This is a genomic window from Leyella lascolaii, from assembly GCF_900079775.1.
Classification (GTDB): Bacteria; Bacteroidota; Bacteroidia; order Bacteroidales; family Bacteroidaceae; genus Prevotella; species Prevotella lascolaii.
In genome coordinates, this window is sequence record NZ_LT556036.1 from 120,049 (window position 1) to 144,233 (window position 24,185).

25 protein-coding genes, 1 tRNA gene and 1 pseudogene are annotated in these 24,185 nt (G+C 44.8%); 11 read left to right on the forward strand and 16 right to left on the reverse strand.

Annotation, left to right across the window (positions count from 1 at the left end; genetic code table 11):
* Positions 1-2: 2 nt before the first annotated feature.
* The 3 genes from rfbD to BN4609_RS03625 all read right to left on the reverse strand — a co-directional run bounded on the left by rfbD (position 3) and on the right by BN4609_RS03625 (position 2,164).
* Positions 3-857 carry a dTDP-4-dehydrorhamnose reductase gene (rfbD, locus tag BN4609_RS03615; protein WP_068855329.1) on the reverse strand — a complete coding sequence of 285 codons (855 nt, stop codon included), beginning with the start codon at positions 855-857 and terminating at the stop codon, positions 3-5.
* Positions 858-872: 15 nt separating this feature from the next.
* The gene (locus BN4609_RS03620; RefSeq protein WP_021994422.1) at positions 873-1,421 is read right to left on the reverse strand and encodes a DUF4924 family protein; all 549 of its coding nucleotides are present in this window, start codon (positions 1,419-1,421) and stop codon (positions 873-875) included.
* Between the two features lie 74 nt (positions 1,422-1,495).
* Positions 1,496-2,164, reverse strand: a complete 669-nt coding sequence (locus BN4609_RS03625) for a LysE family translocator (RefSeq protein WP_068855330.1) — start codon at positions 2,162-2,164, stop codon at positions 1,496-1,498.
* A gap of 212 nt (positions 2,165-2,376) precedes the next feature.
* Between BN4609_RS03625 and BN4609_RS03630 the strand changes: the two genes are divergently transcribed.
* Positions 2,377-3,366, forward strand: a complete 990-nt coding sequence (locus BN4609_RS03630; protein ID WP_068855331.1) for an ROK family protein — start codon at positions 2,377-2,379, stop codon at positions 3,364-3,366.
* A gap of 795 nt (positions 3,367-4,161) precedes the next feature.
* On the opposite strand, the gene BN4609_RS03635 is transcribed toward BN4609_RS03630, so the two are convergent.
* The 3 genes from BN4609_RS03635 to rfbA are packed head-to-tail and all read right to left on the reverse strand — an operon-like array spanning position 4,162 to position 7,968.
* Complete coding sequence (locus BN4609_RS03635; protein WP_068855332.1) at positions 4,162-4,593, reverse strand: BT0820 family HAD-type phosphatase; 432 nt, start codon at positions 4,591-4,593, stop codon at positions 4,162-4,164.
* Positions 4,594-4,615: 22 nt separating this feature from the next.
* Positions 4,616-7,066, reverse strand: coding sequence for a GumC family protein (locus tag BN4609_RS03640; RefSeq protein WP_068855333.1), 2,451 nt, complete (start codon positions 7,064-7,066; stop codon positions 4,616-4,618).
* 26 nt (positions 7,067-7,092) lie between these two features.
* Positions 7,093-7,968 carry a glucose-1-phosphate thymidylyltransferase RfbA gene (gene rfbA, locus BN4609_RS03645; RefSeq protein ID WP_021994428.1) on the reverse strand — a complete coding sequence of 292 codons (876 nt, stop codon included), beginning with the start codon at positions 7,966-7,968 and terminating at the stop codon, positions 7,093-7,095.
* 333 nt (positions 7,969-8,301) lie between these two features.
* Here rfbA and BN4609_RS03650 point away from each other — a divergent pair, with 333 nt between their 5' ends.
* The 7 genes from BN4609_RS03650 (at position 8,302) to rplT (ending at position 13,898) form a co-directional block, all read left to right on the forward strand.
* Positions 8,302-8,934 (forward strand): DUF8491 family protein, encoded by a 633-nt coding sequence (locus BN4609_RS03650; RefSeq protein ID WP_021994429.1) that lies wholly within the window; start codon positions 8,302-8,304, stop codon positions 8,932-8,934.
* A 146-nt stretch (positions 8,935-9,080) separates the two neighbouring features.
* A complete protein-coding gene (locus BN4609_RS03655) occupies positions 9,081-9,374 on the forward strand; it encodes a coiled-coil domain-containing protein (RefSeq protein WP_021994430.1) in 294 nt (97 codons plus the stop codon).
* 8 nt (positions 9,375-9,382) lie between these two features.
* Positions 9,383-9,694, forward strand: a complete 312-nt coding sequence (locus tag BN4609_RS03660; protein WP_021994431.1) for a cell division protein ZapA — start codon at positions 9,383-9,385, stop codon at positions 9,692-9,694.
* Between the two features lie 38 nt (positions 9,695-9,732).
* Entirely contained in the window at positions 9,733-11,274 is a 1,542-nt protein-coding gene (gene rny / locus BN4609_RS03665) for a ribonuclease Y (protein WP_021994432.1), read from the forward strand.
* Between the two features lie 1,285 nt (positions 11,275-12,559).
* Positions 12,560-13,252 (forward strand): translation initiation factor IF-3, encoded by a 693-nt coding sequence (gene infC, locus BN4609_RS03670; protein WP_068855334.1) that lies wholly within the window; start codon positions 12,560-12,562, stop codon positions 13,250-13,252.
* A 66-nt stretch (positions 13,253-13,318) separates the two neighbouring features.
* Positions 13,319-13,516 carry a 50S ribosomal protein L35 gene (gene rpmI, locus BN4609_RS03675; RefSeq protein ID WP_021994434.1) on the forward strand — a complete coding sequence of 66 codons (198 nt, stop codon included), beginning with the start codon at positions 13,319-13,321 and terminating at the stop codon, positions 13,514-13,516.
* 37 nt (positions 13,517-13,553) lie between these two features.
* On the forward strand, positions 13,554-13,898 hold the full coding sequence (gene rplT, locus BN4609_RS03680) for a 50S ribosomal protein L20 (protein WP_021994435.1): 345 nt from the start codon (positions 13,554-13,556) through the stop codon (positions 13,896-13,898).
* 402 nt (positions 13,899-14,300) lie between these two features.
* On the opposite strand, the gene BN4609_RS03685 is transcribed toward rplT, so the two are convergent.
* Complete coding sequence (locus BN4609_RS03685; protein WP_068855335.1) at positions 14,301-15,491, reverse strand: TlpA family protein disulfide reductase; 1,191 nt, start codon at positions 15,489-15,491, stop codon at positions 14,301-14,303.
* Positions 15,492-16,014: 523 nt separating this feature from the next.
* Between BN4609_RS03685 and BN4609_RS03690 the strand changes: the two genes are divergently transcribed.
* The 3 genes from BN4609_RS03690 to BN4609_RS03700 are packed head-to-tail and all read left to right on the forward strand — an operon-like array spanning position 16,015 to position 18,707.
* Positions 16,015-17,421, forward strand: coding sequence for a methyltransferase RsmF C-terminal domain-like protein (locus BN4609_RS03690; RefSeq protein WP_068855628.1), 1,407 nt, complete (start codon positions 16,015-16,017; stop codon positions 17,419-17,421).
* Positions 17,405-18,199: a thymidylate synthase gene (locus tag BN4609_RS03695; protein WP_068855336.1), complete on the forward strand. Its 795-nt coding sequence runs from the start codon at positions 17,405-17,407 to the stop codon at positions 18,197-18,199. The genes BN4609_RS03690 and BN4609_RS03695 overlap by 17 nt, the downstream gene beginning before the upstream one ends.
* A 25-nt stretch (positions 18,200-18,224) precedes the next feature.
* Positions 18,225-18,707: a dihydrofolate reductase gene (locus BN4609_RS03700; RefSeq protein WP_068855337.1), complete on the forward strand. Its 483-nt coding sequence runs from the start codon at positions 18,225-18,227 to the stop codon at positions 18,705-18,707.
* Positions 18,708-18,795: 88 nt separating this feature from the next.
* Here BN4609_RS03700 and BN4609_RS03705 read toward each other — a convergent pair whose 3' ends face one another.
* The 9 genes and pseudogenes from BN4609_RS03705 to xpt form a co-directional block, all read right to left on the reverse strand.
* Positions 18,796-19,287, reverse strand: coding sequence for an Lrp/AsnC family transcriptional regulator (locus BN4609_RS03705; protein ID WP_068855338.1), 492 nt, complete (start codon positions 19,285-19,287; stop codon positions 18,796-18,798).
* 59 nt (positions 19,288-19,346) lie between these two features.
* Entirely contained in the window at positions 19,347-19,829 is a 483-nt protein-coding gene (locus BN4609_RS03710) for an ExbD/TolR family protein (protein WP_068855339.1), read from the reverse strand.
* Positions 19,819-20,352 carry an ExbD/TolR family protein gene (locus BN4609_RS03715; RefSeq protein ID WP_068855340.1) on the reverse strand — a complete coding sequence of 178 codons (534 nt, stop codon included), beginning with the start codon at positions 20,350-20,352 and terminating at the stop codon, positions 19,819-19,821. The genes BN4609_RS03710 and BN4609_RS03715 overlap by 11 nt, the downstream gene beginning before the upstream one ends.
* Complete coding sequence (locus BN4609_RS03720) at positions 20,346-20,861, reverse strand: hypothetical protein (protein WP_068855341.1); 516 nt, start codon at positions 20,859-20,861, stop codon at positions 20,346-20,348. Before BN4609_RS03720 ends, BN4609_RS03715 begins: the two co-directional genes overlap by 7 nt.
* Positions 20,858-21,697, reverse strand: a complete 840-nt coding sequence (locus BN4609_RS03725) for a MotA/TolQ/ExbB proton channel family protein (protein WP_021994445.1) — start codon at positions 21,695-21,697, stop codon at positions 20,858-20,860. Before BN4609_RS03725 ends, BN4609_RS03720 begins: the two co-directional genes overlap by 4 nt.
* Positions 21,698-21,717: 20 nt before the next feature.
* Positions 21,718-21,805 (reverse strand) — tRNA-Ser (locus tag BN4609_RS03730).
* 116 nt (positions 21,806-21,921) lie between these two features.
* Positions 21,922-22,163 (reverse strand): annotated as a pseudogene (locus tag BN4609_RS17295) (IS30 family transposase); the annotation flags it as partial.
* Between the two features lie 343 nt (positions 22,164-22,506).
* Positions 22,507-23,379 (reverse strand): sigma-70 family RNA polymerase sigma factor, encoded by an 873-nt coding sequence (locus tag BN4609_RS03735; RefSeq protein ID WP_021994447.1) that lies wholly within the window; start codon positions 23,377-23,379, stop codon positions 22,507-22,509.
* Positions 23,380-23,599: 220 nt separating this feature from the next.
* The gene (gene xpt / locus BN4609_RS03740; RefSeq protein WP_021994448.1) at positions 23,600-24,172 is read right to left on the reverse strand and encodes a xanthine phosphoribosyltransferase; all 573 of its coding nucleotides are present in this window, start codon (positions 24,170-24,172) and stop codon (positions 23,600-23,602) included.
* Positions 24,173-24,185 lie beyond the last annotated feature (13 nt).

A 24,185-nucleotide genomic window follows, 5' to 3' on the forward strand; every position in this document is an offset into this window, starting at 1 on the left:
GTCTATTTGTTTAGTATGGTAATACATTCGGCAAGGCTGTCCTCCCAATAAGGTATCTCGATATTGTAAGTCTGCTTGAATTTTGTCTTGTCGAGCACCGAGTAGTGCGGCCGCGACGCCGGTGTGGGGTATTCGGATGTGTGTATCGGGCGTACGTGGCATGTGCTTATGCCGCTCAGACGGTGTATGGCTTTTGTGAAATCATACCAGCTTATGACACCTTCGTTTGAGAAATGGTAGATTCCCGGTACGATGCCCTGCTCAACGGCAGTCATTATTGCTATGGCAAGGTCGCGCGCATAAGTCGGCGTGCCTATCTGGTCGAATATGACGTTGAGCTGCTCCTTTTCTTTGCCGAGGCGCATCATTGTCTTCACGAAGTTGTTTCCGAAAGAGCTGTAGAGCCACGCCGTGCGTATTATCATGGCGTCGGGGCAAGCCTGCATGACTGCTTTTTCACCGTCGAGCTTGGTCTTTCCGTATACGCTGTCGGGGCACGGAGTGTCTGTCTCAACGTATGGCGTGTGTTTTGTTCCGTCGAACACGTAGTCGGTGGAAACCTGTATCATGCGTCCGTTTCTCTTGGCGACAGCCTCGGCAAGATATGCCGGAGCCTCCGCGTTGAGCATCCTGCACAGCCCGCTGTTGCTCTCTGCCTTGTCTACAGCCGTGTATGCCGCGCAGTTGATGATGACATCGATACTGTTGGACGATACAAATCTGCCGATGGCTTCAGCGTCGGTGATGTCGAGCTCATTCACATCGGTGTTGAAAAAAGTATGTTGCGGATAGTTTTTTTCAATTAAGCGGAGTTCGTTTCCCAGCTGTCCGTTACAGCCTGTAATCAAGATGTTCATATTGTCTCAGTATTTTTAGTCTTCGTCAAAAATCAAACCTTCCTTTTTGTCTTTCATATAATAATCGTTCAGCATTCCGATGAATGTCGATATCTCCTTTATCGCATGCTCTGTGTCGGGGCTTATCTGCCTGTTCTGAAGCCGCAGCATCATTGTGCCGTACAGGGCGTTCATGCATGTTTCTATCTCATTGAGGTTTTTGTCACCTTTGTTTCTCAGTTCCACGATGAACGGCAACACCTTGTAGTATTCCGCATTGTAGAACGGGAAGCGGCTGCTTTGCAGCAGGCTGTTGTGCAGTTCGTTAAGCTGCTGTATTATTATTGTGTTTATCTGAAGGTGCCCACCCTGGCGTTTCCCTTCAATGTTCATCATCCGTATAAGGTTGCCATACCAGTCGGTCACCTCCTCTTTCTGTTCATCGGTATATCCGAATCTGGAAATGTATTCCTTGCTTATGCGTGATAGAGAGCATCCGTAGGCGCGTATCAAATCCTCTATCTGCCACATGTAAAGAACGTATTCGGCTATATTCTTTTCGTGCAATTCCTGTGCTATATACATTGTATGTGAAAAATTTTATAATAGGTGGGCGACGTGTGACGGTGTCTTCTGCATTGCCGTCAAGGCAACAGCCGTCAGTAATGGAATGTATAGAGATTGAAGACTGTGCCGATAAGTATAATCAGTGAAATGATTATGACGAGACACCCGATAATCTTGTTTATTATGATTATGCCCTTGTTGTCGAACTGTCCGCGTATCTTGTCGATGAGCCAGGTAAGTCCGAACCACCATAGAATGGCTCCGCATATGATGCTGAGATAGCCTATGGACATCTCCAGCGGATGGTCGGGAATCACGAAAGAGAACTGGGCGAAGAGCACCATGAACAGGAATATTATCAGCGGGTTGAGGAATGTCACCCAGAAAGCGGTCACACCGTTGTATATGAGCGTCCCTTTCTTGTTGCCGCTGATGTGCATGTTTTTCGTGGGGTTGCTCATGAAGCAGTATATACCGAACAGAAGAAGCAGTGTGCTTCCTGTTATTTTCAGAATGAAAAGGTTTTGGGGATTTGTAATAAGATCCATTACAAAGCTCATTCCAAAGCCTGTGATAAGCGCGTATATGATGTCGCTTATCGCGGCACCGACACCTGTTACGAATCCGTACCAGCGGCCCTTGTTGAGTGTTCTCTGAACACACAGAATCCCGACCGGCCCCATCGGCGCAGATACAAATATTCCGATTAATATTCCTTTGAATATTAAATCGAGTATGTCTATGTGAAACGGAAACGGCATATCATGTGCAAAATTGCGAATTTTATATGATATGGACAAATTTTTTATTGCAAACTTTGTGCGTTGTGAGTATTTTTTAATACCTTTGCCTATGAAAGTCAGTGCACCTGACGGGGTGTAGTGCCCTTGTGTTGTGTGGCGTTATTCAGCCATGATGGGGGGCGTTGCGATGTAGGTTTATTACTATTAATTAACTATAAAATAATAAAGACATGAATGCAGAACCAATAATGAAACCGTATGTAATCGGTTTGGACTTAGGTGGAACAAACTCTGTTTTCGGTATCGTGGACAGCAGAGGGGACATAAAGGCCACAACAGCCATCAAGACACAGGGTTATAATAATGTGGACGACTATGTTAAGGCGTCTGTAGACGCGCTCAAGATTATCATTGACCAGGTGGGTGGAATAGATAAGATCAAGGCAATGGGAATTGGCGCGCCCAATGGTAACTATTATAACGGAACAATTGAGTTCGCACCGAATCTTGAATGGGGACACGACGGAGTAGTTCCGTTGGCGGATATGTTCTCAAAGGCTCTCGGCATACCTGTGGCTCTTACCAATGACGCCAACGCAGCTGCAATCGGAGAGATGACTTATGGTGTTGCGCGCGGAATGAAAAACTTCATTGTTATTACGCTTGGAACAGGTGTGGGCTCGGGTATTGTCGTTAACGGACAGCTTGTTTACGGATGTGATGGTTTCGCCGGTGAGCTCGGTCATGTCATCGTGAAGGAGAACGGACGCTCGTGCGGATGCGGCCGTAACGGCTGTCTTGAGGCTTATTGCTCGGCAACCGGTGTGGCACGTACGGCGCGTGAGATACTCAACACGACGGATGAGCCGTCTTTGCTTCGTGATTTGAATCCAGATGAAATCACATCTTATGATGTGTCGATGGCTGCTGAGAAGGGCGACAAACTCGCACTCGGAGTATATGAGTTTACCGGAAAACTACTTGGTGAGGCTTGCGCGAACTTCGCCGCATTCTCTTCACCGGAGGCATTTATATTCTTCGGTGGTCTGACAAAGGCTGGTGATCTGATTATGAATCCTATCAAGAAGGCTTACGATGAGCGCGTGCTGAACATATTCAAGGGTAAGGCGAAGTTCCTCATCAGCGGTCTGGAGGGCTCTTCAGCTGCCGTGCTTGGAGCATCAGCTGTAGGATGGGATGTGACAGAATCTGCCAAATAAACACTAAATAAAATGTCAACAATTAGTGCTCATTTATTTTAGACAGACATATCTACGGCTTGTTGATGAAGCCATTCTGGCTGACATGTCATGACAGATAGCCCGGAACACAAGATAATGATGCTGCATTCTAAAACAAATGTGTACTAATTGTTGACACTTTTTTTATAAAACAATGCCTTGACATAAAGAAAAGTGATGCACCGAGGCTTTTATGCGGTGACGCTGAAGATTTTTTACCAGTTTGTGACATTGCAACGTTTGTCCCGAATATGACATTAAACTGACAACTCACCATTTTTACTTCATTGCAGGCTTTCCAGCATTCTTACTCTCTTATGCTGCCATCTTGTTTCCCGTCTTTATCTTTTGTACTTTTCAGGAATATTATACAAATGCGAAAATGATCAGACTGACAGCAGTACGAAACAGGGACGAGGTATGATGATTGAGTATGTTTCAAAATTCACATTTTGTTTTCACACACATTCGGTCATAAGACTCCATTTCTCTTCCGTATCTCTTTGCTCGTTTGGTTTCTTGCTTTTTCCGATGCAGTCAGATTTAATCTCGGCATAAACGAAACACAAATGATATGATGACGATATGTAAGCGGGCTTGAACAGAATGACGTGACGGTAATAAAACAATCATGTTCCAATGAAGTGAGGAGAGAGTTCATTTGCATGAAAATTGCTCAGGCGTGCGTTGACAGCGCAGACCTGAGCAATTCCTTAGAATTTTATATGTAGAAGAATTTGTGAATCTTCTCTGACAAGTCAGGCTTGTCCGGTTCTACAAGTTCCACCAGTGTTTCTTTCTTTTGGAAGTCTTTTCGGAGAAAGATGTATTGTGGCGCTCGGCTATGATGTCTTCATAGCTTTTCTTTTCGTGTATCATACGGTAAATCTCTCCCCATTCCGGCAATCCTCCTACGTTACGGTCGTCAATAAACATGTCGGCTTTGATTTTTCTGGAAAAATGTTTGTTGTTTTCCATCTTCTCCTCAGGATAGTCCTTGTTTATGGCGTAGAATTCGATGCCACGCTCGCGGCACCATGCGACGGCATCCTCAAGATACTTGCCTTCACGTACTGTCCATAATATTATCCTGTTTCTTTCAGAAATCAGCATACGGATTGTTTCTGTGGCAAACGGTATTTCTTCGCCTATTTCAGGATAGCGGTTCTCAACTATTGTTCCGTCAAAGTCAACAGCAATTATCATTTCTTACAGTTTTATTTTCTGATTATAATTTTACGGAAGTGTCGTTTTTATCACCATACTGGCTATTGTAATTACCATAATATCCATATTTGTGATATCCGTAATAGTATCCGTATTTTCTCTTCGACATGTCTATTCCGTTTATGACGATGCACATCTTAGGCAGTTTCTTCTCTTTGTCGAGATCGTTTATGGTCTTGAAATCGCTCTTCTGAGTGAAGTCTGCTCTGCAGACATACACCGTGATGTCGGCTACGCGTCCGATGTGGAGCGTATCAGTAACCAGTCCGACAGGTGCAGTATCTATAATCACATAGTCATAATTCTTTCTGAGTATTGCAAAAATCTTGTTGAGTGAGTCGCGTGACACAAGCTCTGTAGGATTCGGCGGAATAGGACCAGCCATGAGCAAGTCAAGTTTGTTGTTTATGCCGGAGCTTATAATCTGTGATTTCACATCTTCTTCTGTCGGATCGTTTTTGACGAGCAATGGTGTTATTCCACGATGATGGTCGTTGATGTTGAAGAGATCTGCGAGACGAGGCTTGCGTATGTCAAGACCGACAAAAATTACTTTTTTGTCAAGCAGAGCGAAACTCATCGCCAGATTGGCAGCGTTGAATGTCTTTCCTTCGCCTGAGTTGCACGATGTGAACATGATTGTCTTCTTTCCTTCTCCAAGCATGAACTGCAGGTTCGTACGCATAGAGCGGAATATCTCGACCATCTGGCTGTTCTGGTTCTCATGTACCACGATGCCTTCTTTGGTCTTTGTGCTGTCGCTTGCGATTGCCACATCAGCGATGATTGGCAGTGATGTGAGATTCTCTACATCATCGTGACCCTCAATCTTGTAGCGGAACAGTCTGATAAGGAACAGAATGAGCGAAGGTATGGCAAGTGCAAGGACAATGGCAGACAGGATTATCTCAGTTGATTTCGGGCTTACCTTACCTATGACAATCGGGTCGTCTATGAGCTTACCCTTATCTGCTGTCGCCGCGAGTGATATGGAGTTCTCCTCGCGTTTCTGTAGAAGTGTCAGATAAAGACCCGACTTTACATCCTGCTGACGTCCTATCTGTGTAAGGATGCGCTCCTGTTCGGGAGTTGCCGCAATCTGACTTGCGTATTTGCCATACTGTTGTGCTACGCTGTTGCGCTGAATCTCCATGCTTCTGCGAGCCTGGTTCATGGCGCGCCGTATGCTGTTTGACAGGTCGTCAAGCTGTGCTGTAAGTGGTGTGACAATAGGACTGTTCTCACTGGCACTGCGCAACAGCTCGTTACGTTTGAGCACAATGTCATTATATTTGTTTATAAGATCGGTCGCAGACTCATCTGTAAGTCCTACATTAGACGGCAGAGTCTGATATTTGTTTTCAGGCTCATTCATGTATTCGCTGATGCTTTGAAGAAGCGCAACCTGTGTGTTTGCCTCTGCAAGACGCTGACTGTATGCGTCCTGATTCATCACAGCCTGCTGCGCGTTTATTTTCAGCTCGACCATGTTGTTGCGCTTTTTGTAATCCTCAAGCGAGCCTTCAGTGTCTCCAAGCTCGGCGTTTATTTTCTCAAGACGTCCGTTTATGAATTCTTCTGTACGTATGGCAATCTCGTTTTTGTCTTCATTCGACTGACGATTGTAGCATATTGTGAGCTGTTTCAGGTAGTCCATCGCTCTGAGCGGGAGCTCATCGTTGAGGCTAAGCTGGGTGATTGTGGTGGTTTTTGAAATCTGTGATACAGACAGCTCTCCAATGTATTTGTATGCCGCAGCCTCCGGTGACATAATCTGCACTTTCAATGTCGTTCCGTCAGCCATGGGTGTCATGCTGTTGGATGTGACGGTGATGATTCCGCTGCGTGTGTTGATGCTTGTTGGAAGCTGGCTGAAACTTTTGTCAATATTGTATTGTTTGTTTTTTGACGGGTCTGTCTGTGATATGTAAAAATATGTACCCGTGATATGATAGTTGCTGCCCTCACGTGTTATTTCGAGCGAAATCGGTGCTTTAAGTTTTTCAAGACTGCCCGGGTCAAGGTCAACATTGATGGGCTGCGTCTTATACATCGGTGTGTCCTTAACCTTGCCTACATTCATGTAAGATACATACAACTTCAGTTCTCTTACTACTTGCTGGGCGATGGATCTTGATTTCAATATTTCAATCTCATTGTCAATTCCCATTGAGTTTGTAAGCGTACCGAGGTTTGCCGTTGCCATTATAGAGTTGCGGCTGCTCCTATGGTTGTTGTCATTGTCCATTATGAGGAACTTGGCATAAGCCTGATATTTCGGCGTTGTGTATCTTAGATATATGGCAGCTGCCGCAACACATATTATAATAGACAACACGAACCATTTCCAGTTTAATAAAAAAACTGTATATAACGTTTTGAAATCGAAAGAAGATTTTTCTTCCTGCTCTTGCTGGACGTTGTATAATCCGATGTTCTTGCTTTCTTCCATGTTTATAAGTAATACGGTATTTATTGTTAGTCTTTAATTAAATTCAGCAGATATTGCCCGTATGAATTTTTCGCCATGGGCTGTGCTGTGGCGTAGAGCGATTCTTTGCTTATCCACCCTTTCTTGAAAGCAATCTCTTCAAGGCATGCTATTTTCAGCCCCTGACGTTTTTCGATTACCTCAATGAAGGTGCTGGCTTCAGACAGGCTGTCGTGTGTGCCTGTGTCAAGCCACGCGAATCCTCTTTGCAGTGTCTGAACCATAAGGCGGTCCTGACTGAGATATTCCTGATTGACTGTAGTTATCTCAAGCTCGCCTCGTTTACTGGGCTTTATTCTCTTTGCGACGTCTACGACATCATTAGGATAAAAATAAAGTCCCACTACGGCGTAGTTGCTTTTGGGATGCTCCGGCTTCTCCTCGATGCTGAGGCATTTTCCGTTTGTGTCAAATTCCGCGACACCATATCTCTCGGGATCATTCACATAATATCCGAATACTGTCGCCATGTTTTTCTTTTCCGCGTTGTTAACGCTGTCATGCAATAGCGTGGTGAAACCTGCGCCATGAAAGATGTTGTCACCAAGGACAAGGCACACATCGTCTTTGCCGATGAATTCGTCTCCAATAATGAAAGCTTGCGCCAGTCCCCCCGGATACGGCTGCTCGGCATATTCAAAGTGTACTCCAATTTCGCTGCCGTCGCCAAGCAATCGCTTGAACAGAGGCAAGTCAGTAGGTGTTGATATAATCAGAATATCCCTTATGTCAGCCAGCATGAGTACTGATATGGGATAGTAAATCATCGGTTTGTCAAAAATCGGGATTAATTGCTTGCTTATCCCCTTTGTGATAGGATAAAGTCTTGTGCCGGACCCCCCGGCAAGAATAATTCCTTTCATAATATGATTACAAAAATTAGTTGCGTTTGCTATTTTTCCATAAAACAGTTATTTCATTATAATAATTGCATACGTATTCCGTTTTGTAGGATAATCAGTTGTTATCCTTTTGTATTATGATGAATATGTTTATAAATCCGGCACAAAGTTACAAATAAAAGTCGATAAAACCACAGTAATTGTAATGAAAATATTATTATTATTAATGTAATTCATATCGGTGTGATTTGTAATGAAATATTTGTATTATTAAAGATATTGTTGTAATTTTGCGAAATTATAAGTTTGTGTTTATATTTATTTCTTGTTATTAACAAATAATGAAATGTCAAAATGGGTTTCCTATCTAAATTTATAAAGAAAAAAAGTGAAGGCTCCAATACGGGAGGAATGGAAGATTACATGAACCTTATAAGGGTTTATTTCCAGTCGTCAATAGCTGCGAATGTCGGTATAACAAATCTTGCAATGTTGCCGGACTTGCGTGTGTTCAAATCAACATTGCATGTGCCTACGGTCAACAACAAACTGGGGGTAGGAGAGAAGAAGCATTGCATGAAGATGCTTATGGATCTTTACGGAGTGAACGATGATTTCTTTAAGGAAATAGATGCGAGCATAAAGAAAAATTGCCGCAAGATTCAGGACGTTCAGCCTTATCTTATTCAGTTTCAGGGCTTTTCTCAGGACTTGATGATGCTTATGGGCAACTTGATGAAGTTCAAGCTCCGTCTCCCTTCTTTCATGAAAAAGGTGATTTACAGCATGACAGAGAAAACAGTCTCTGATATTTTTGATAAAAATGACTATAAGGATGCCGGAGTCATAAAAACAGTCGTGGCTATCAGACAGTATGACAAGCGTCTCGGTTTTTCAAGAAAATGGATAACCGATTTTGTCTATCAGATTGTCATGTTGGCAAAAAAAGAGCCTAAGGCAAACGTTGACGACGGGAAGAAGAAGTGACACTGAGTGACATCATGTATCATTGGGAACTTCTATAACAAATACAACTGTTTTCAATATTATATATAAATATCAATAAAATAAGCTAACTGTAAATTTGGTTTTATCAATTTATTCTGTTAATTTTGTCACCAAAATAGTTATTTATGAACGCTGATGAGAAAACTATAGCGCTCTTTACAACCCGCGTAAGACAGCTTATTCTTGAATACAACAAAATAAAGAACGAGAATGACAGGCTGAGGGCAATGATTGACGAGCGTGACTCTGCATTGGAAAAGATGGAGGGACAGTTGGCTCAGGTGAGAAATGATTATGAAAGCCTTAAGATGGCAAGGATGGTTGAAATAACCAATGGCGATTTGGAGTCGGCGCAAAAGAAAATATCAAAGCTTATCCGCGATGTGAACAAATGCATCACATTGGTAAGTGAAAGATAAACATAGCGATGGCAGAAACTGATAATAAGGAGAAAATACATATAAGATTGCATGTCTATGATACGGAGATGCCGGTAATGGTTCCAAAAGAAGAGGAACCGTTATATAGAGATGCAGCTGTGCTTATAACAAATACGGTAAATGCGTACGCATCTGTTTTTAAAGGCCATAAAAGCGACAAGGAACTGCTTTACATGGCTCTTATTGACATTGCTTTAAGATATGAGAAGGAGGCTGCACGCAATGATACCGTTCCTTATAGTGATGTTCTCAAGAAGCTGACTTCGGAGATAGAAGAGGTTATTGAAAGCCAAGTTTGATAAGGGAATATTACTAAAACAAACATAAAACAAATTATATGACAGGTATAGGTATAATAATTACAGCAGCCGTGGCTCTTATTATAGGCGGAGTCGCGGGCTATGCGATTTTCCGATATGTTATAAAGGGCAAATACAACGAGATGATAGATGCTGCCAACAAAGAGGCTGAGGTCATCAAGGAAAAGAAATTGCTTGAGGTAAAGGAAAAGTTCCTGAACAAGAAATCTGAGCTTGAGAAGGAGGTCCAGGTCAGAAATCAGAAAATACAGCAGAACGAGAACCGTCTGAAGCAGCGTGAGATATCTCTTAACCAGCGTCAGGAAGAACTGGGACGGCGCAAACAGGAGATTGAGCAGATGCAGTTGCGTCTGGACAATGAGAACAAGCTCCTCGGCATTAAGCAGGAAGAACTGGAGAAAATGCAGATTAAGGAGCGTGAGAAATTGGAGGAGCTGTCCGGTCTCAGTGCGGAAGAAGCCAAGAACAGACTTGTGGAGAGCCTTAAAGATGAGGCGAGAATGGATGCGGCAAGCTACGTTAACGAGATTATGGACGAGGCGAAGCTTAATGCAAACACCCAAGCCAAGAAGATTGTAATACAGACAATCCAGCGTGTGGCTACCGAAACCGCAATAGAGAATTCCGTCAGTGTGTTCCACATCGACAACGATGAGGTGAAGGGACGAATCATCGGACGTGAGGGCAGAAACATACGTGCGCTTGAGGCTGCGACCGGAGTCGAGATCGTGGTTGACGATACTCCGGAAGCCATTGTCATCTCGGCGTTCGACCCTGTAAGAAGAGAGATATGCCGTCTTGCCTTACATCAGCTTGTGGCAGACGGACGTATACATCCGGCACGCATTGAGGAAGTTGTCGCTAAGGTGAAGAAGCAGTTGGATAACGAGATAATCGAGACCGGCAAGCGTACTGCAATTGATTTGGGAATACACGGATTGCATCCCGAGCTTATAAGAATAGTGGGAAAGATGAAATACAGATCCTCATACGGGCAGAACCTATTGCAGCATGCACGCGAGACGGCGAATCTTTGCGCTGTGATGGCATCTGAATTGGGACTCAACCCCAAAAAGGCAAAGCGTGCCGGTCTTCTGCACGATATAGGAAAGGTGCCCGACGAGGAGAGTGAGTTGCCACATGCTTTATATGGAGCGAAGATAGCAGAGAAGTATAAGGAAAAACCGGACATATGTAATGCAATCGGAGCCCATCATGACGAGATGGAGATGAACACTCTTCTTGCTCCCATAGTTCAGGTTTGCGATGCCATCTCAGGTGCACGTCCCGGAGCACGCAGAGAGATAGTGGAAGCCTACATCAAACGCCTTAATGACCTTGAGGCGATTGCGATGAGCTATCCCGGCGTAACGAAGACTTACGCCATACAGGCAGGACGCGAGCTGCGTGTCATTGTGGGGGCTGACAAGATGAGCGATAAGGAAACGGAAAACCTGTCTTCTGAAATCGCAACCAAGATTCAGAGCGAGATGACCTATCCTGGACAGGTTAAGATCACCGTGATACGCGAGACCCGTTCTGTGGCTTACGCCAAATAATTATGGTATAAGCGTGTATCATATGAAGGAAAAATATCTGAAGTAAACATCTGAAGATATTGTTTGATATGTCCGCAATTCCGGCTTTTCGGGATTGCGGACATGTTTTTTATCACTAATCGGTTGTTGTGCATCGTCTGCACTTCATACAGCCGACATGTTTTATTCCGCCTTTCCCCGGCATGTTAAGCCACATTTTTATCATGAGCTGAAAACTGTCTGCCTGTCATCGTCACAAGACGCGGATGAAGTAATGCTGTCGGTCCGCGATGAAAGGCGGAAAACCGGTGTGCCGTTCAAATGTTATGGACGTTTTTGCGTGTCCTTGTCCCCGGTACCCACGTTCCTGATTAATGAATGGTTTCCGGTGAACGGACAGTAAAAAATCTTTACATTGTTTTTTCACGAAATAGAAATCGTGAAAGCATGATGCCGCTGTCTTGCGCCCGTTTTCTGTCAAATTTATAACTGCATGCATCTAATGATATTCCGCAATATTTATACTTTATTCCTTGTTTTTACATTTTGACATTGATACAGCATCTCTTTTCTTTTCTCCAAGACGTTTTGTCATACTCCGGAAAAGCCTGTTTGAGGTTCTCATACATGCCGTTCCGCATGCCCATACGGGCTTTTCCGCATGCCCGAAAAGCCTTTTTCGTGCAACTAAAAAAGGCATATATATTGATGATATGTGCAATCCGCTAATATCCAACGGGTTGTGAATGTGGCGAAAATAGCGCATATAGCTGTGCTGATTGGTTCAGGTTTGATTATTCGCGATTCTCAGCGACTTTACATTGTCTGCATTTTCACATTTTTTCCACTTGTCTTCTCTGACAGGTCTCAGATGTTTATGTCCGACTGTCCGGCAGATTATGTCCGTATTCCGTCTTATTCCACGCGGCGCACCTTGCCTTTATGCATGCATATGTTTCTCTGGTAAAACGGTCAGATGGGATGCGGCAGTGGGCGCGGAAACAGTCTGAAGCCGAATGACAGGCTAAGTTTAAACCCGAATCGGTCATTAGACTTCCATTCTTATTTCGTGCTGCTGTCAGCCGGATCGTATCCTGCTTTATCGAAGATGTAGCGGGCTACACCGGGAAAAAGCAGTATACAAGATGACGGCAGCAGTGCGGAAGAATGCTGAAGAGCTGACAATAAACCTTAAATGTACAATCGGCGTTCTAATGACCGATTCGGGTTAAAGAAAAACAATGAAATATTTTGCCGATTGGCTGAAATGTGGTAACTTTGCACTCGCTTATCATAAAATAGTTGGATGAAGAATGACAAAATGAAGAATCAGTACCGCGTGAATGAGCAAATTCGCGTTAGGGAAGTACGAGTTGTTGGAGAAGACGGTTCGACAGTTATGCCGACACGTCAGGCATTGGATATGGCCCGCGATCAAGGTGTCGACCTTGTGGAGATATCTCCCAATGCGCAACCTCCTGTTTGTCGTCTCATCGACTACAGCAAATTCTTATATCAGCAGAAGAAGCATGCCAAAGAGATGAAAGCCAAGCAGGCTAAGGTTGATATAAAGGAGATACGTTTCGGACCTCAGACCGACGAGCATGACTATAATTTCAAGCTCAAGCATGCGAAAGAATTCCTGAGCTCAGGAAATAAGGTGCGTGCCTACGTGTTCTTTAGAGGACGCTCTATTCTTTTCAAGGAACAGGGAGAAGTCCTGCTTCTGCGCTTTGCCAACGACTTGGAGGAGTTTGCCAAGGTGGAGCAGCTGCCGAAGCTTGACGGCAAAAAGATGTTTCTCTATCTTGCGCCGAAGAAAGCCGGTGTGGCTAAGAAAAGCCAGCAGAAGCTCGACCGTGAGCGTCGTGAGGCTGAACAGAAAAGTCAGGCTGACGCGAATACGGCTGAGACCGGCACCGACACACCTGCGAACGGCGGTCTGCTTGCAAACGCGAAAATCAGCGAAGAGGCTCTGAAAAAACTCAACATGGAATAAGATAAAGTGCGTAACGCCGGGTATATGCGTTGCCACTGCATAAACAATAATTTAAAACATAAAACAATGCCAAAACAGAAGACAAAGTCCGGTGCCAAGAAAAGATTCACTTTCACCGGTACGGGTAAGATTAAAAGACATCATGCTTACCACAGTCACATCTTGACTAAGAAGACAAAGAAGCAGAAGAGAAACCTCGTTCACCAGACAATGGTAGACGGTAGCAACCTGAAAGCGGTGCGTGATATGCTCTGCCTCCGTTAATTTAAATTAGTCAAAACATTAAAAGGAAAACAAAACTATGCCAAGATCAGTAAATCACGTTGCTTCGAAAGCAAGAAGAACAAGAATTCTTAAGCTCACCAAGGGTTACTATGGTGCAAGAAAGAATGTCTGGACGGTTGCTAAAAATACATGGGAGAAGGGTCTCACATACGCTTATCGCGACCGTCGTAACAAGAAACGCAACTTCCGCTCATTGTGGATCCAGCGTATAAATGCTGCGGCACGCCTTGAAAACATGAGCTACTCTACGCTTATGGGTGCGCTTCACAAGGCTGGCATCGAGATCAACCGTAAGGTTCTTGCCGACCTCGCTGTAAACAATCCGGAAGCGTTCAAGGCTATTGTAGACAAAGTGAAATAAAGACGCACAGTCTTTCTTTAGACATAGAGGAGTCACACGTGCAACCGCATGGTGTGGCTCTTTTGTTTTATATGGCTGCGGTTGCATGTAGAGTGGTGGTGACATCCGCGCCTGTTTCAGCCACAACGGTTTCTTTGTTGTGTTAATGATAATAAGCTACAGGCATGTCCCTATGACATAAATCTTCTGTTATCGGTGTGTATGCCATACAGGCATACACATTGCCTTCCAGCAGTTCATCCTTCTTCCGCGCTTCCTCAGGCATCTTGTTTCCTGCCTTTACGTTGAGTATACCGCTGCATCTCCACGAAAAATGGAAAGCAATCAGGCAGGCAGAGGCGCGGAGTAAGAATGAAGTCTTACGCGGACTGTACTGAAGAATGCTATGTTGTATGTTCCATTTCAGTCATTGTTGTCATTTTCGAATATTTTTTCAATCACTTTCTCTACGTCCTTCAAGCCCTGAGTACCTGAGTCCATGCTCACTATCACACCGTCCGGATCTATCAATACGGATGTGGGATAGCTTTCTATCATATACTTTTTTATTATTGGACCTTCAAGAGTCAAGCCTCCATGAATGTTGGTCCATTCCATTTTATGTTTCTTGATTACAGACTTAAGGGTTGGTATGGCGTGTGATACTGAGTGTCCGCTGTCGAGGTCGGTTGCTATACTGACGATTTTTATCTTCTTGCCATATTTCTCATATATTTCTCTCAGTGTGGGCAATGCTGCTATGCACGGATTGCACCAAGTGCCCCAAAAGTCGATGAGGACATATTTTCCTCTCTCTTTTTCTAACGAGAACGGTTTGCCTTTAATATCTTTACATTCGAAAACAGGAGCCTTGAATCCTTCGTTAGGTACCGTAGGCAGGTCTTCCGTTCCGTTTATTGTCCTTATATTTATGGTGCATGCCTGCTGTGATTCGTCAATGTCTGTCACATTGAGGCATACGTTTCCTATTCTTGCAGGTGTGCCCACATACTTGCTTTCTTTCTGAGTCTTGTTTATTTTGTATTGGTAACGTTTGCTTCCGAAAGGATAGATATCGATGTGATAGTCCTTTCCGCTGACGTTGATGTCGCATCCATAAGCGTATCCGAAGTTTATCAGGCATTCCAAATTACTTATGTCGTCTCTTTCAATTCCGTCTTTCCATATGAATATGGGAGCTATCCACAGTGCGGCTTTCTTTCCGTTGCTGGTGTCATAGACAAGAGGTTGCTTGCTGAATTCATCAATAGTGTCATCTTCGCTTAGTCTGAACCTGTAACAGTAGTCGTCAGAAAAGTCCCGGTTGTTGTTCATGTCAAGAACACAAAAGCACCTTCCGTTGCTTTGGATACCTGTCACAAGATTCAGTACTTTCCTTGCTTTCGTGAGATTGCATGTCATTATTTTATTGGCGGTGTTGTCAGGGATACCTTTATATCCGTCCTCTTTCTCTACCTCATGTGCAGGCATGCACATCTGCATTCCTTTTGTATTAAGGTGCATGTCTGCTACGATTACACTGTCTTTATTGCCATTGGCGTATGCGAGTTGTGCTGCGAATAGTGATATGATAGTAAGGAATCTTATGTTCATAGTCTGGCTGTTGTTTTGAGGTTTGTATTTGTTATTGTTGTTATTCGGTCATATTGGCGGTATTTTTCTGTTTTTCCTTCCAGTCATGGCAGGGATTGTGTCACGTCAGCATAAGTATGTATTTTCCGGCATCTTACATGTTTGTCGTGAACATTTAGTTTTAGTTTAGGCATGATTTCAAATTCTTTATTTATGTAAATTGCACCATACAGTATTCCAATCGGCTTATGTGTGTATATAATAAGGTTTTTCCTTATTCTTCTCGATTATGGAATTTCATCGTGGTGTGTTAATAAACCAATGTTCGACAAATGTAATAATATATTTGATACGCATTGTGTGTGATTGTTGCATTTTAACTTAGTTTGTCGGATTAATAAGCTTTTTAACGCGTCTTTTGTATATGTCGACGATTCGTACGCCTGTTTCGCGTAAAACATCACTGCATCGCAATCCTACGGAAGATAATGCACCGATTGTGAAATATATTTGTTACATTTGCATATAAATTACGACAATGGTCATGACACTGCCCGAAGAATTCGTAAAATATACAAAAGAGCTGATGGGAGATGAACGCTTTGAGACACTCATGGAGGGTCTGAAAGCCGAGCCGCCTGTCAGTATAAGGCTCAATCCGATGAAGTGTGACATTGCCAACACTGCAATAAGCGGAAAGAGAAAGGATGTGGCGTGGTGTCCTACGGGGATGTATCTCGACGGGAGACCAAACTTCACGTTCGACCCCTTGCTGCATGCGGGAACATACTATGTGCAGGAGGCTGCGTCCATGTTCGTGGCTCATGTGCTGCGGCAGACGGTGAGCCACGGTGTGACGATGCTCGACCTGTGCGCCGCACCGGGCGGGAAATCCACGGTGTGCCGTACGTTTCTTCCGGAAGGCAGCCTGCTCATAGCCAACGAACCGATAAGGACAAGAGCTAATGTCCTTAGTGAGAATATGCAGAAATTCGGTCATCCTGATGTCATTGTGACCAACAACTATCCGCGTGATTTCAGGAAGTCAGGGCTTATGTTTGACGTTATACTTGCCGATGTACCCTGTTCCGGGGAGGGCATGTTCCGCAAAGACGTGGACGCGATAGCCGGATGGAACGTTCAGAATGTGGAGAACTGCCGCCGTCTGCAACGTGAGATAGTCGGCGACATATGGTCTTGCCTGAAACCTGGAGGACTCATGATATATTCCACATGCACGTTCAACGCTCATGAGAACGAGGAGAACGCGGCGTGGATAGCCGGAGAACTGGGGGCGGACTTTGTGGAGATAGCCGTCAGTCCGGAATGGCATGTCACGGGAGCACTGGCAGGCAGTAACCCGTCTTACCGTTTCCTGCCCGGGACAAGTGAGGGTGAGGGACTCTTCATGACCGTTTTGAGGAAACATGGGGATGCCTCCACACCGTTAAGGACTGCTGGCGTCAGGAAGCGGAACAGGAAGTCTGCCATGCCCGTAAGCCTGCCTCTCGTCGGAAGCGACGGTTTTGAGACAAGGGAAAAGGGCGACACCGTGGTGGCTGTCCCGAAAAGATGGGCTGATGTCTATGACTCTATTGTGGGTTGCCTCAATGTCATGCACGCCGGAGTGACCATCGGTACACGCAAGGGAAAGGACATTGTTCCTGACCAGTCGCTGGCTTTATCGGCGCTGCTCGACCGCAGCCGCTTCGCCTGTGTGGACTTAGACTATGCACAGGCAATCGGATATCTGCGCAAGGAGACGGTGGCAGTGCCTGACGGTACTCCCAAGGGTTTTGTGCTCTTCACATACAAAGACACTCCTATAGGGTTCGGCAAGAACATCGGCAACCGCGTCAACAATCTGTATCCGCAGGAATGGAAGATTAAAAGCCGGCACATTCCTGAACAAAAAGAGTTTATTCACAAGAAAAATGAAACAATATCTTGACTTGCTCAACCGTATAATGACGGAGGGCATAAAAAAGGCTGACCGCACGGGAACGGGAACGCTTAGCGTGTTCGGTCACCAGATGAGATTCAATATGGAAGACGGTTTCCCGCTGCTCACGACAAAGAAACTGCATCTGAAGTCGATAATATACGAACTTCTGTGGTTTCTCAAAGGCGACACAAACGTGAGGTATCTTCAGGAGCATGGGGTGAGAATCTGGAACGAATGGGCTGATGAGAACGGTGACCTCGGACCGGTGTACGGACATCAGTGGCGTTCGTGGCCCGACTACGACGGAGGTACGATAGATCAGATAGGCAACGTGATAGACCTGATAAAGCATCATCCTGACTCGCGGCGTATGATTGTCAGCGCGTGGAATCCGGCTGAGGTCGACAGCATGGCGTTGCCACCGTGCCATTGTCTGTTCCAGTTTTATGTGGCAGACGGACGGCTTTCACTGCAACTGTACCAGCGTTCTGCCGACACATTCCTCGGTGTGCCGTTCAACATTGCCTCATATGCACTTCTGCTTATGATGATGGCACAGGTTACCGGACTGAAAGCTGGTGACTTCATACACACTACCGGAGACACACATCTGTATCTGAACCATCTCGAGCAGGCGCGTCTGCAGCTCACGCGCACGCCACGACAGCTGCCGAGAATGATTCTTAACAAGGATGTGAAAAACCTGTTCGACTTCAGATATGAGGACTTCTCCCTGGAAGGATATGACCCGTGGGAGCATATAAGCGCAAAGGTGAGCGTGTGATATAAACTAATGTATATACCGGACAATGAGCATAAACATAATCGCTGCCGTGGCGCGCAACCGTGCCATAGGCTATAACAACAAACTGCTTTACTGGTTGCCTGACGACCTTAAACGTTTCAAGGCTCTCACTACAGGACATACCATAATCATGGGACGCCGCACATTCGAGTCTTTGCCGAAAGGCGCGCTGCCTCACAGACGCAATGTGGTGTTGAGCCGCAGTACAGGTGATTTTCCAGGATGCGAGCGGTTTGCTTCGCTGGAGGATGCTTTGCGACACTGCAATGAGGATGAGGACGTCTTCATAATAGGGGGCGCGAGTGTCTACGCACAGGCTATGAAATATGCCGACAGGCTTCTTCTCACTGAGATAGAGGACACACCGCAGGAAGCAGATGTGTTTTTCCCAGACTATTCAGACTGGACTCTCGTAAACAGAGAGAGTCATTCAAAAGACGCGAAACATCAGTTTGAATTTTCTTTTTCCGATTACGAGAGAATATAAGAAAACAATCCGGCAACGGGTAGTATAGATAATGAATACCACCTGTCACCGGACTGTTTATGAAAATATCAAACAATATTGTACTGAATCATGCTTTCTCGTCGTCCTTTGACACGAGAATGTCGGATATGGGTACCTGTCGGCTGATTGCGGCATTGAATGATATCAGTGTCTCGCTGCGTGCCAGACCGAGAGGTTGGAGCTTGTCGTGGATTATGTCAAGCAGATGATGGTTGTTGAAAGCGTATATCTTTATGAACATGTCGAAGGCTCCCGTGGTGTAATGACACTCCACTACTTCGGGTATTTTCCTCAGTTCGTCAACCACTTCACTGAATCTTTCGGGATTTTTAAGACACAATCCGATGTAGGCACAAGTGTCGTAACCTATCATTTCCGGGTCTATGATGAACTGTGAGCCTTTCAGGATGCCAATGCTTGTCAGTTTCTGAATGCGCTGATGTATTGCCGCACCGCTGACGTTGCATACTCTTGCTACTTCAAGAAACGGTATGCGGGCGTCTTCGGCAATTAGTTTCAGAATCTTCTTATCCAATAAATCTAAACTGTGATATGCCATTATAATTTATGTTTTACGCAAAGGTATGATAAAATGATGAATAAAACAACAGATTCACATCATTTTTGTATTAATTTATCATTAACGCCTGTCGCCGACAGACTTATTCTGCGCACTCCCGCCTGACGCAGTGCCTGACGCACATCGCTTATAATACGCATGTGCGTTGAGCGGTCTGCCTTTATCGATACCATAACGCGGTCGCGCTCGGAAGGTATCATTGAAGCCATCTCAAATGTCATATAGTCCGTGATGTCCGTAGGGGTCACATACTTGTTGTTGAGCTGTATGAGGGTTTTGTGTTCTTGTCGCGGGACGTTGGCGGGCTGTGTCGGCACACCTATATATATATAGTAGATTATGTTTTTCTTTGAGAGGCGTGTCAGTTCTTTTCCCTCCGGAACGTGATATTGCACCTTTGGCGTGACGTTACGCATGTGTGTGACCATCATGAAGAAGAAAAGGACGGTGAATATGAGGTCGGGCAGCGACGCGGTGTTGAGCGTCGGTACCTCGGGTCTGCGGTGCCGTCTAATCTGCATGTTGCATTCCTCCTTCCTGGTCATATATCTCGACAATGCGTTCCCGGCACTTGTTCCTCACATACTCGCGCTCGTCTTCATCGCATTGCCTGTAACTGCGGCTGAAATTCCTGCGTGCCACGTCGTCGCGCACCATTCCATAGGCTGCGGCTATCTCGTTCTGAAGTCTGAAGTATGTCTCATATGATGAGGAGGGGGCAGCGTCGATGGCAATCGAATGTTTGTCACCGCGCGCCTTTATGAACTCGCTTATGTCATTACGGAGGTTTGTTGTCGACACCACGGTGTCGTTAAGCAGTATCTGGTCGGACGATGTTATCTTGAACATCATCAGATTCTCTCTTGCCACAGTGGGCGTCTCTGTATTTTCCTTGGTGTCTGCGGGAGGAAGCTGACGTATGAGTCCTTTGTCCGAATCCATTGAAGTGGTGACAAGAAAGAACGTCAGCAGCATGAAGGATATATCGGCTGTTGAGGTGGCATCAAGCGTCGGGACAGTATGTTTCTTTCTCTTTATCAGCATTTATTGTCCTTTTTTCTGAAATAACGGGTTGTACCGTAAACGACAGCTGCCACCGCCAGAGATAGCATTATTATGATAGAGCTGACAAACATGTCGGCTGTTTTGAGCCAGAAAGCATCCTGATATTTCTCTCCGTTGATGTATATGGAGGCGTCAGAACCTAAAACAAATGTAATGATAAGAAGCAGTGCGGTGAACGCCACAATCGCTGAAGTGATGCGAGCCGTGTGTATTCCGTTCACAACATCGCCCGCTCTGCCGTTCTTGCGTATGCTTACAGCCAGTGCTACAAACCCTGTCAGGACAGAAGCAGCCACGAAGAAAACGATGAAACCGATGAGTAATCCGGTGAACTTAGGCGCATTGTATTCAGGGTTGTCGTAGAACGGGTGGTCGAAGTCAACGAAGTAGAAAAGACAGAACACAACCGCTGTCACGGCTGTGAGGGCATAGAGAACCCTGTGGGATATTTTTTCCGTGGAATAGTGTCGCAGGTTTGGATGTTTCATTTCCTCAATTTGTATTTGGCGATGGCATCAAGAAGGGTTATGGCACTCTCTTCCATCTGGGACACGATATGGTCTATTTTTGAAATGACATAGGTATAGAAAAGTTGCAGAATCAATGCGACGATTATACCGAAGATGGTTGTTATGAGCGCAACCTTCATTCCGGCGGCAACTGCTGTGGCACTTATGTCACCTGCCTGCTGTATGTCTCCGAAAGCCATTACGATGCCTATGACCGTACCGAGAAACCCGAGCGACGGAGCCATTACAATGAACATGGTTATCCATGAGCATCCTTTCTCGAGATTTGCCGACTGCACCGAACCGTATGAAGCTACCGAACGTTCCACGTTTTCAATGGATTCGTCAATGCGCAACAGACCTTGATAGCAGATGGAAGCCACCGGACCGCGCGTCTCGCGACACTGGTTTTTCGCTCCGTCGATATCGCCTGCCTCTACCTTGTCGCTCAAATCTGCCATGAATTTCTTTGCGTTTATCTCCGACAGACTTAGATATATGATCCGCTCTATGCAGAAAGCAAGACCGATGACAAGTACAAGTGCCACAAGCGACATGAAGGCGGCGTCACCCTCGATGAACTTCGTCTTCAGGACTTTTTGTAAACTCTGTTTCCCGGCAGACCCTATTGTGGATGCGAGAAACGCGCTGTCTGACTCGTCTTGCAACTCGTCTGACATGTCTGGACTGATGACGTCTGATGCCGCAGGAATGTTTTTTACGGAAACACTGTCGGGTGATGATGCGGAACAAACGGCATTGAAAAAGAATACGGATATAAAAGCTATTGCAAAACGTGCAATCATTGTTCTCATACAAGGGTATATTTTTGATGCGGAAAGAGGGGGATTCGAACCCCCGGTACGCTTTTGACGCACACACGCTTTCCAGGCGTGCCTCTTCAGCCACTCGAGCACCTTTCCTTCGTAATCGCCTGCAAAAGTATTGTTTTTTTGATTATTACGGTTGTTTTGCGTTATAATTTAAAGTTCTTTAACGTAATCCGCCGCCAGGACGGATTCCATAAGCAAGTACAAAATCACATCATTCTTTTCTTGATAATATCTTTAGACTTTGTAAACAGATTCTTTTTCCTTGGTCTGTTATTTGGTTTCTCTATAATATGTTTAACCATCACCTTGGATATTCTCTTGAAACCGGTTTCTTTGATATATATTGTCTGATAAGTCCATTCACGTTTTCTATAGCTCTCTTTTCCCGTGAAGAGTATGGATGCGCAAAATAAACGGTTGTCCCCAACTCTCTTGCAATAATCTCATTTATGCTGTCTGTGAAGCAAGCTGTAGCTTGACAATAAATAAGAAAAGTGTCATTTATGGACTATAAAAACGGTACCGGTGATGGCAATAAGATATTTCTATTTTATTATAGGGGACAGTCCGCTTTATATGTGCACCATAATAATAATTTAAAAAAGATATATTGGTCTGTCTGTTCTTTTAGATAAACAGTGCCAGCGAGTGCGATGAAAGCTTTCTTTCAGATTTCCGGACGCAGCCTGTTTAATGAAAAAACCTCGACAAAGACAATGCTTGTCGAGGTATAAACTGTTTTCTTTCGGATTTAATGTCACTTATTCCCGTGTTGTGTTTGCGGAAACATATTATCCGAGATATTTCATCAATATTTTCGCATTGCCGCTGTCGCGCAGCTTTGCGATACTTTTCTCTCTTATTTGCCTTACGCGTTCGCGAGTAAGACCAAGCTGGTCACCTATCTCTTCGAGACCTTTTTCATGACATCCGATACCGAAGCATTCGCGTATGATTGTAATCTCGCGGTCTTTCAATACCTTGTTGAGTACGGAGTTCAGCTCGAGTGCCATTGACTCGTGATCCACCTGTCTGTCTGTCCGGCTGTCGTCACCGCTTGCCATTACGTCAAGCATGCAGTTGTCCTCACCGTCCTGAAACGGCGCGTCAATACTTACGTGGTGTCCGTCAGCCATAAGACTTTGTCCGATCTTTTCCTCGTCAATGTTTGTTGCGTCTGAAAGCTCCGACACGGACGGATGTCTTTGGTTTTCCTGCTCGAATTTGTTTATCTCATGGTTTATTTTGTTGAGTGAACCAACCTGATTCAACGGCAGTCTTACAATGCGGCTCTGTTCGGCTATTGCCTGTAAGATGCTCTGTCTTATCCACCATACAGCGTATGAAATAAATTTGAATCCTCTTGTCTCATCGAATTTTTGAGCAGCTTTAATCAATCCGATATTCCCCTCATCGATAAGGTCTGTCAGTGTAAGTCCTTGATGCTGGTACTGTTTGGCAACGGATACGACAAAGCGCAGGTTTGCCGTGACAAGCTTGTCTTTGGCTTTCTCGCCTTCCGGACCACCTTTCTTGATCTTTTGTGCGAGCTCAATTTCTTCGTCGATAGAGATTAGAGGAGCGCGTCCGATTTCCACAAGATATTTGTCCAATGCTTCACTCGAACGGTTTGTGATACTTTTCTGAATCTTTAGTTGTCTCATCCTGAATACATTAATTCTAACTGCCTGATATTCAGCTTACTAATAAAAGATGCCTTTAAAACCTTGCAAAGGTACAAAAATAATCCGGATTTGACGGTGTTTTGCATGACTTTTTGTGGTTAAATAAGGTTAATGTTCTGCTGCGTTGATTTCTGAACACTCATTCCGTCATAACGCCGGAATGTCGCTCCGGCGATACGGCGGTGAGTCTGTCGGGTATTTATTCTTCTTTAAGCTTTATCTGGCAGTTGTCCAGCGACTCTATTATGGCGAGCGATTCCACATGTATTCCTTTCTCTCTGAGATATCTGCCGCCGTCCTGGAATGCTTTTTCAATTATGAAACCCATTCCGACGAGTTCCGCGCCCGACTGCTCGACGAGTTCCATGATGCCTTTGGCAGCATTGCCGTAGGCGAGGAAATCGTCGATGAAAAGCACCCTGTCGTTTTCGTTCAGATATTCCCTGCTTATGATGACGTTGTATTGTCTTTGTTTGGTGAACGACGACACAGTTGTCGACAGCATGTTCTCCATCGTGTTGGGTTTCTTCTTTTTTGCAAAGACAACGGGAAGATTGAGTAGAAAACCCATCATTATTGCCGGTGCGATGCCCGATGCCTCTATCGTAAGTATCTTGTTGACATTGCTTGACGCAAAGCGTCTTATAAACTCCACGGCAATATCCTTCATCAGGTTTGGGTCCATCTGATGGTTTATGAACTTGTCAACCTTCAGTATCCCGCCGGGATAACATCTTCCTTCTTTCAGGATTCTTTCTTTTAAAACTTTCATTATGATTTGCTTA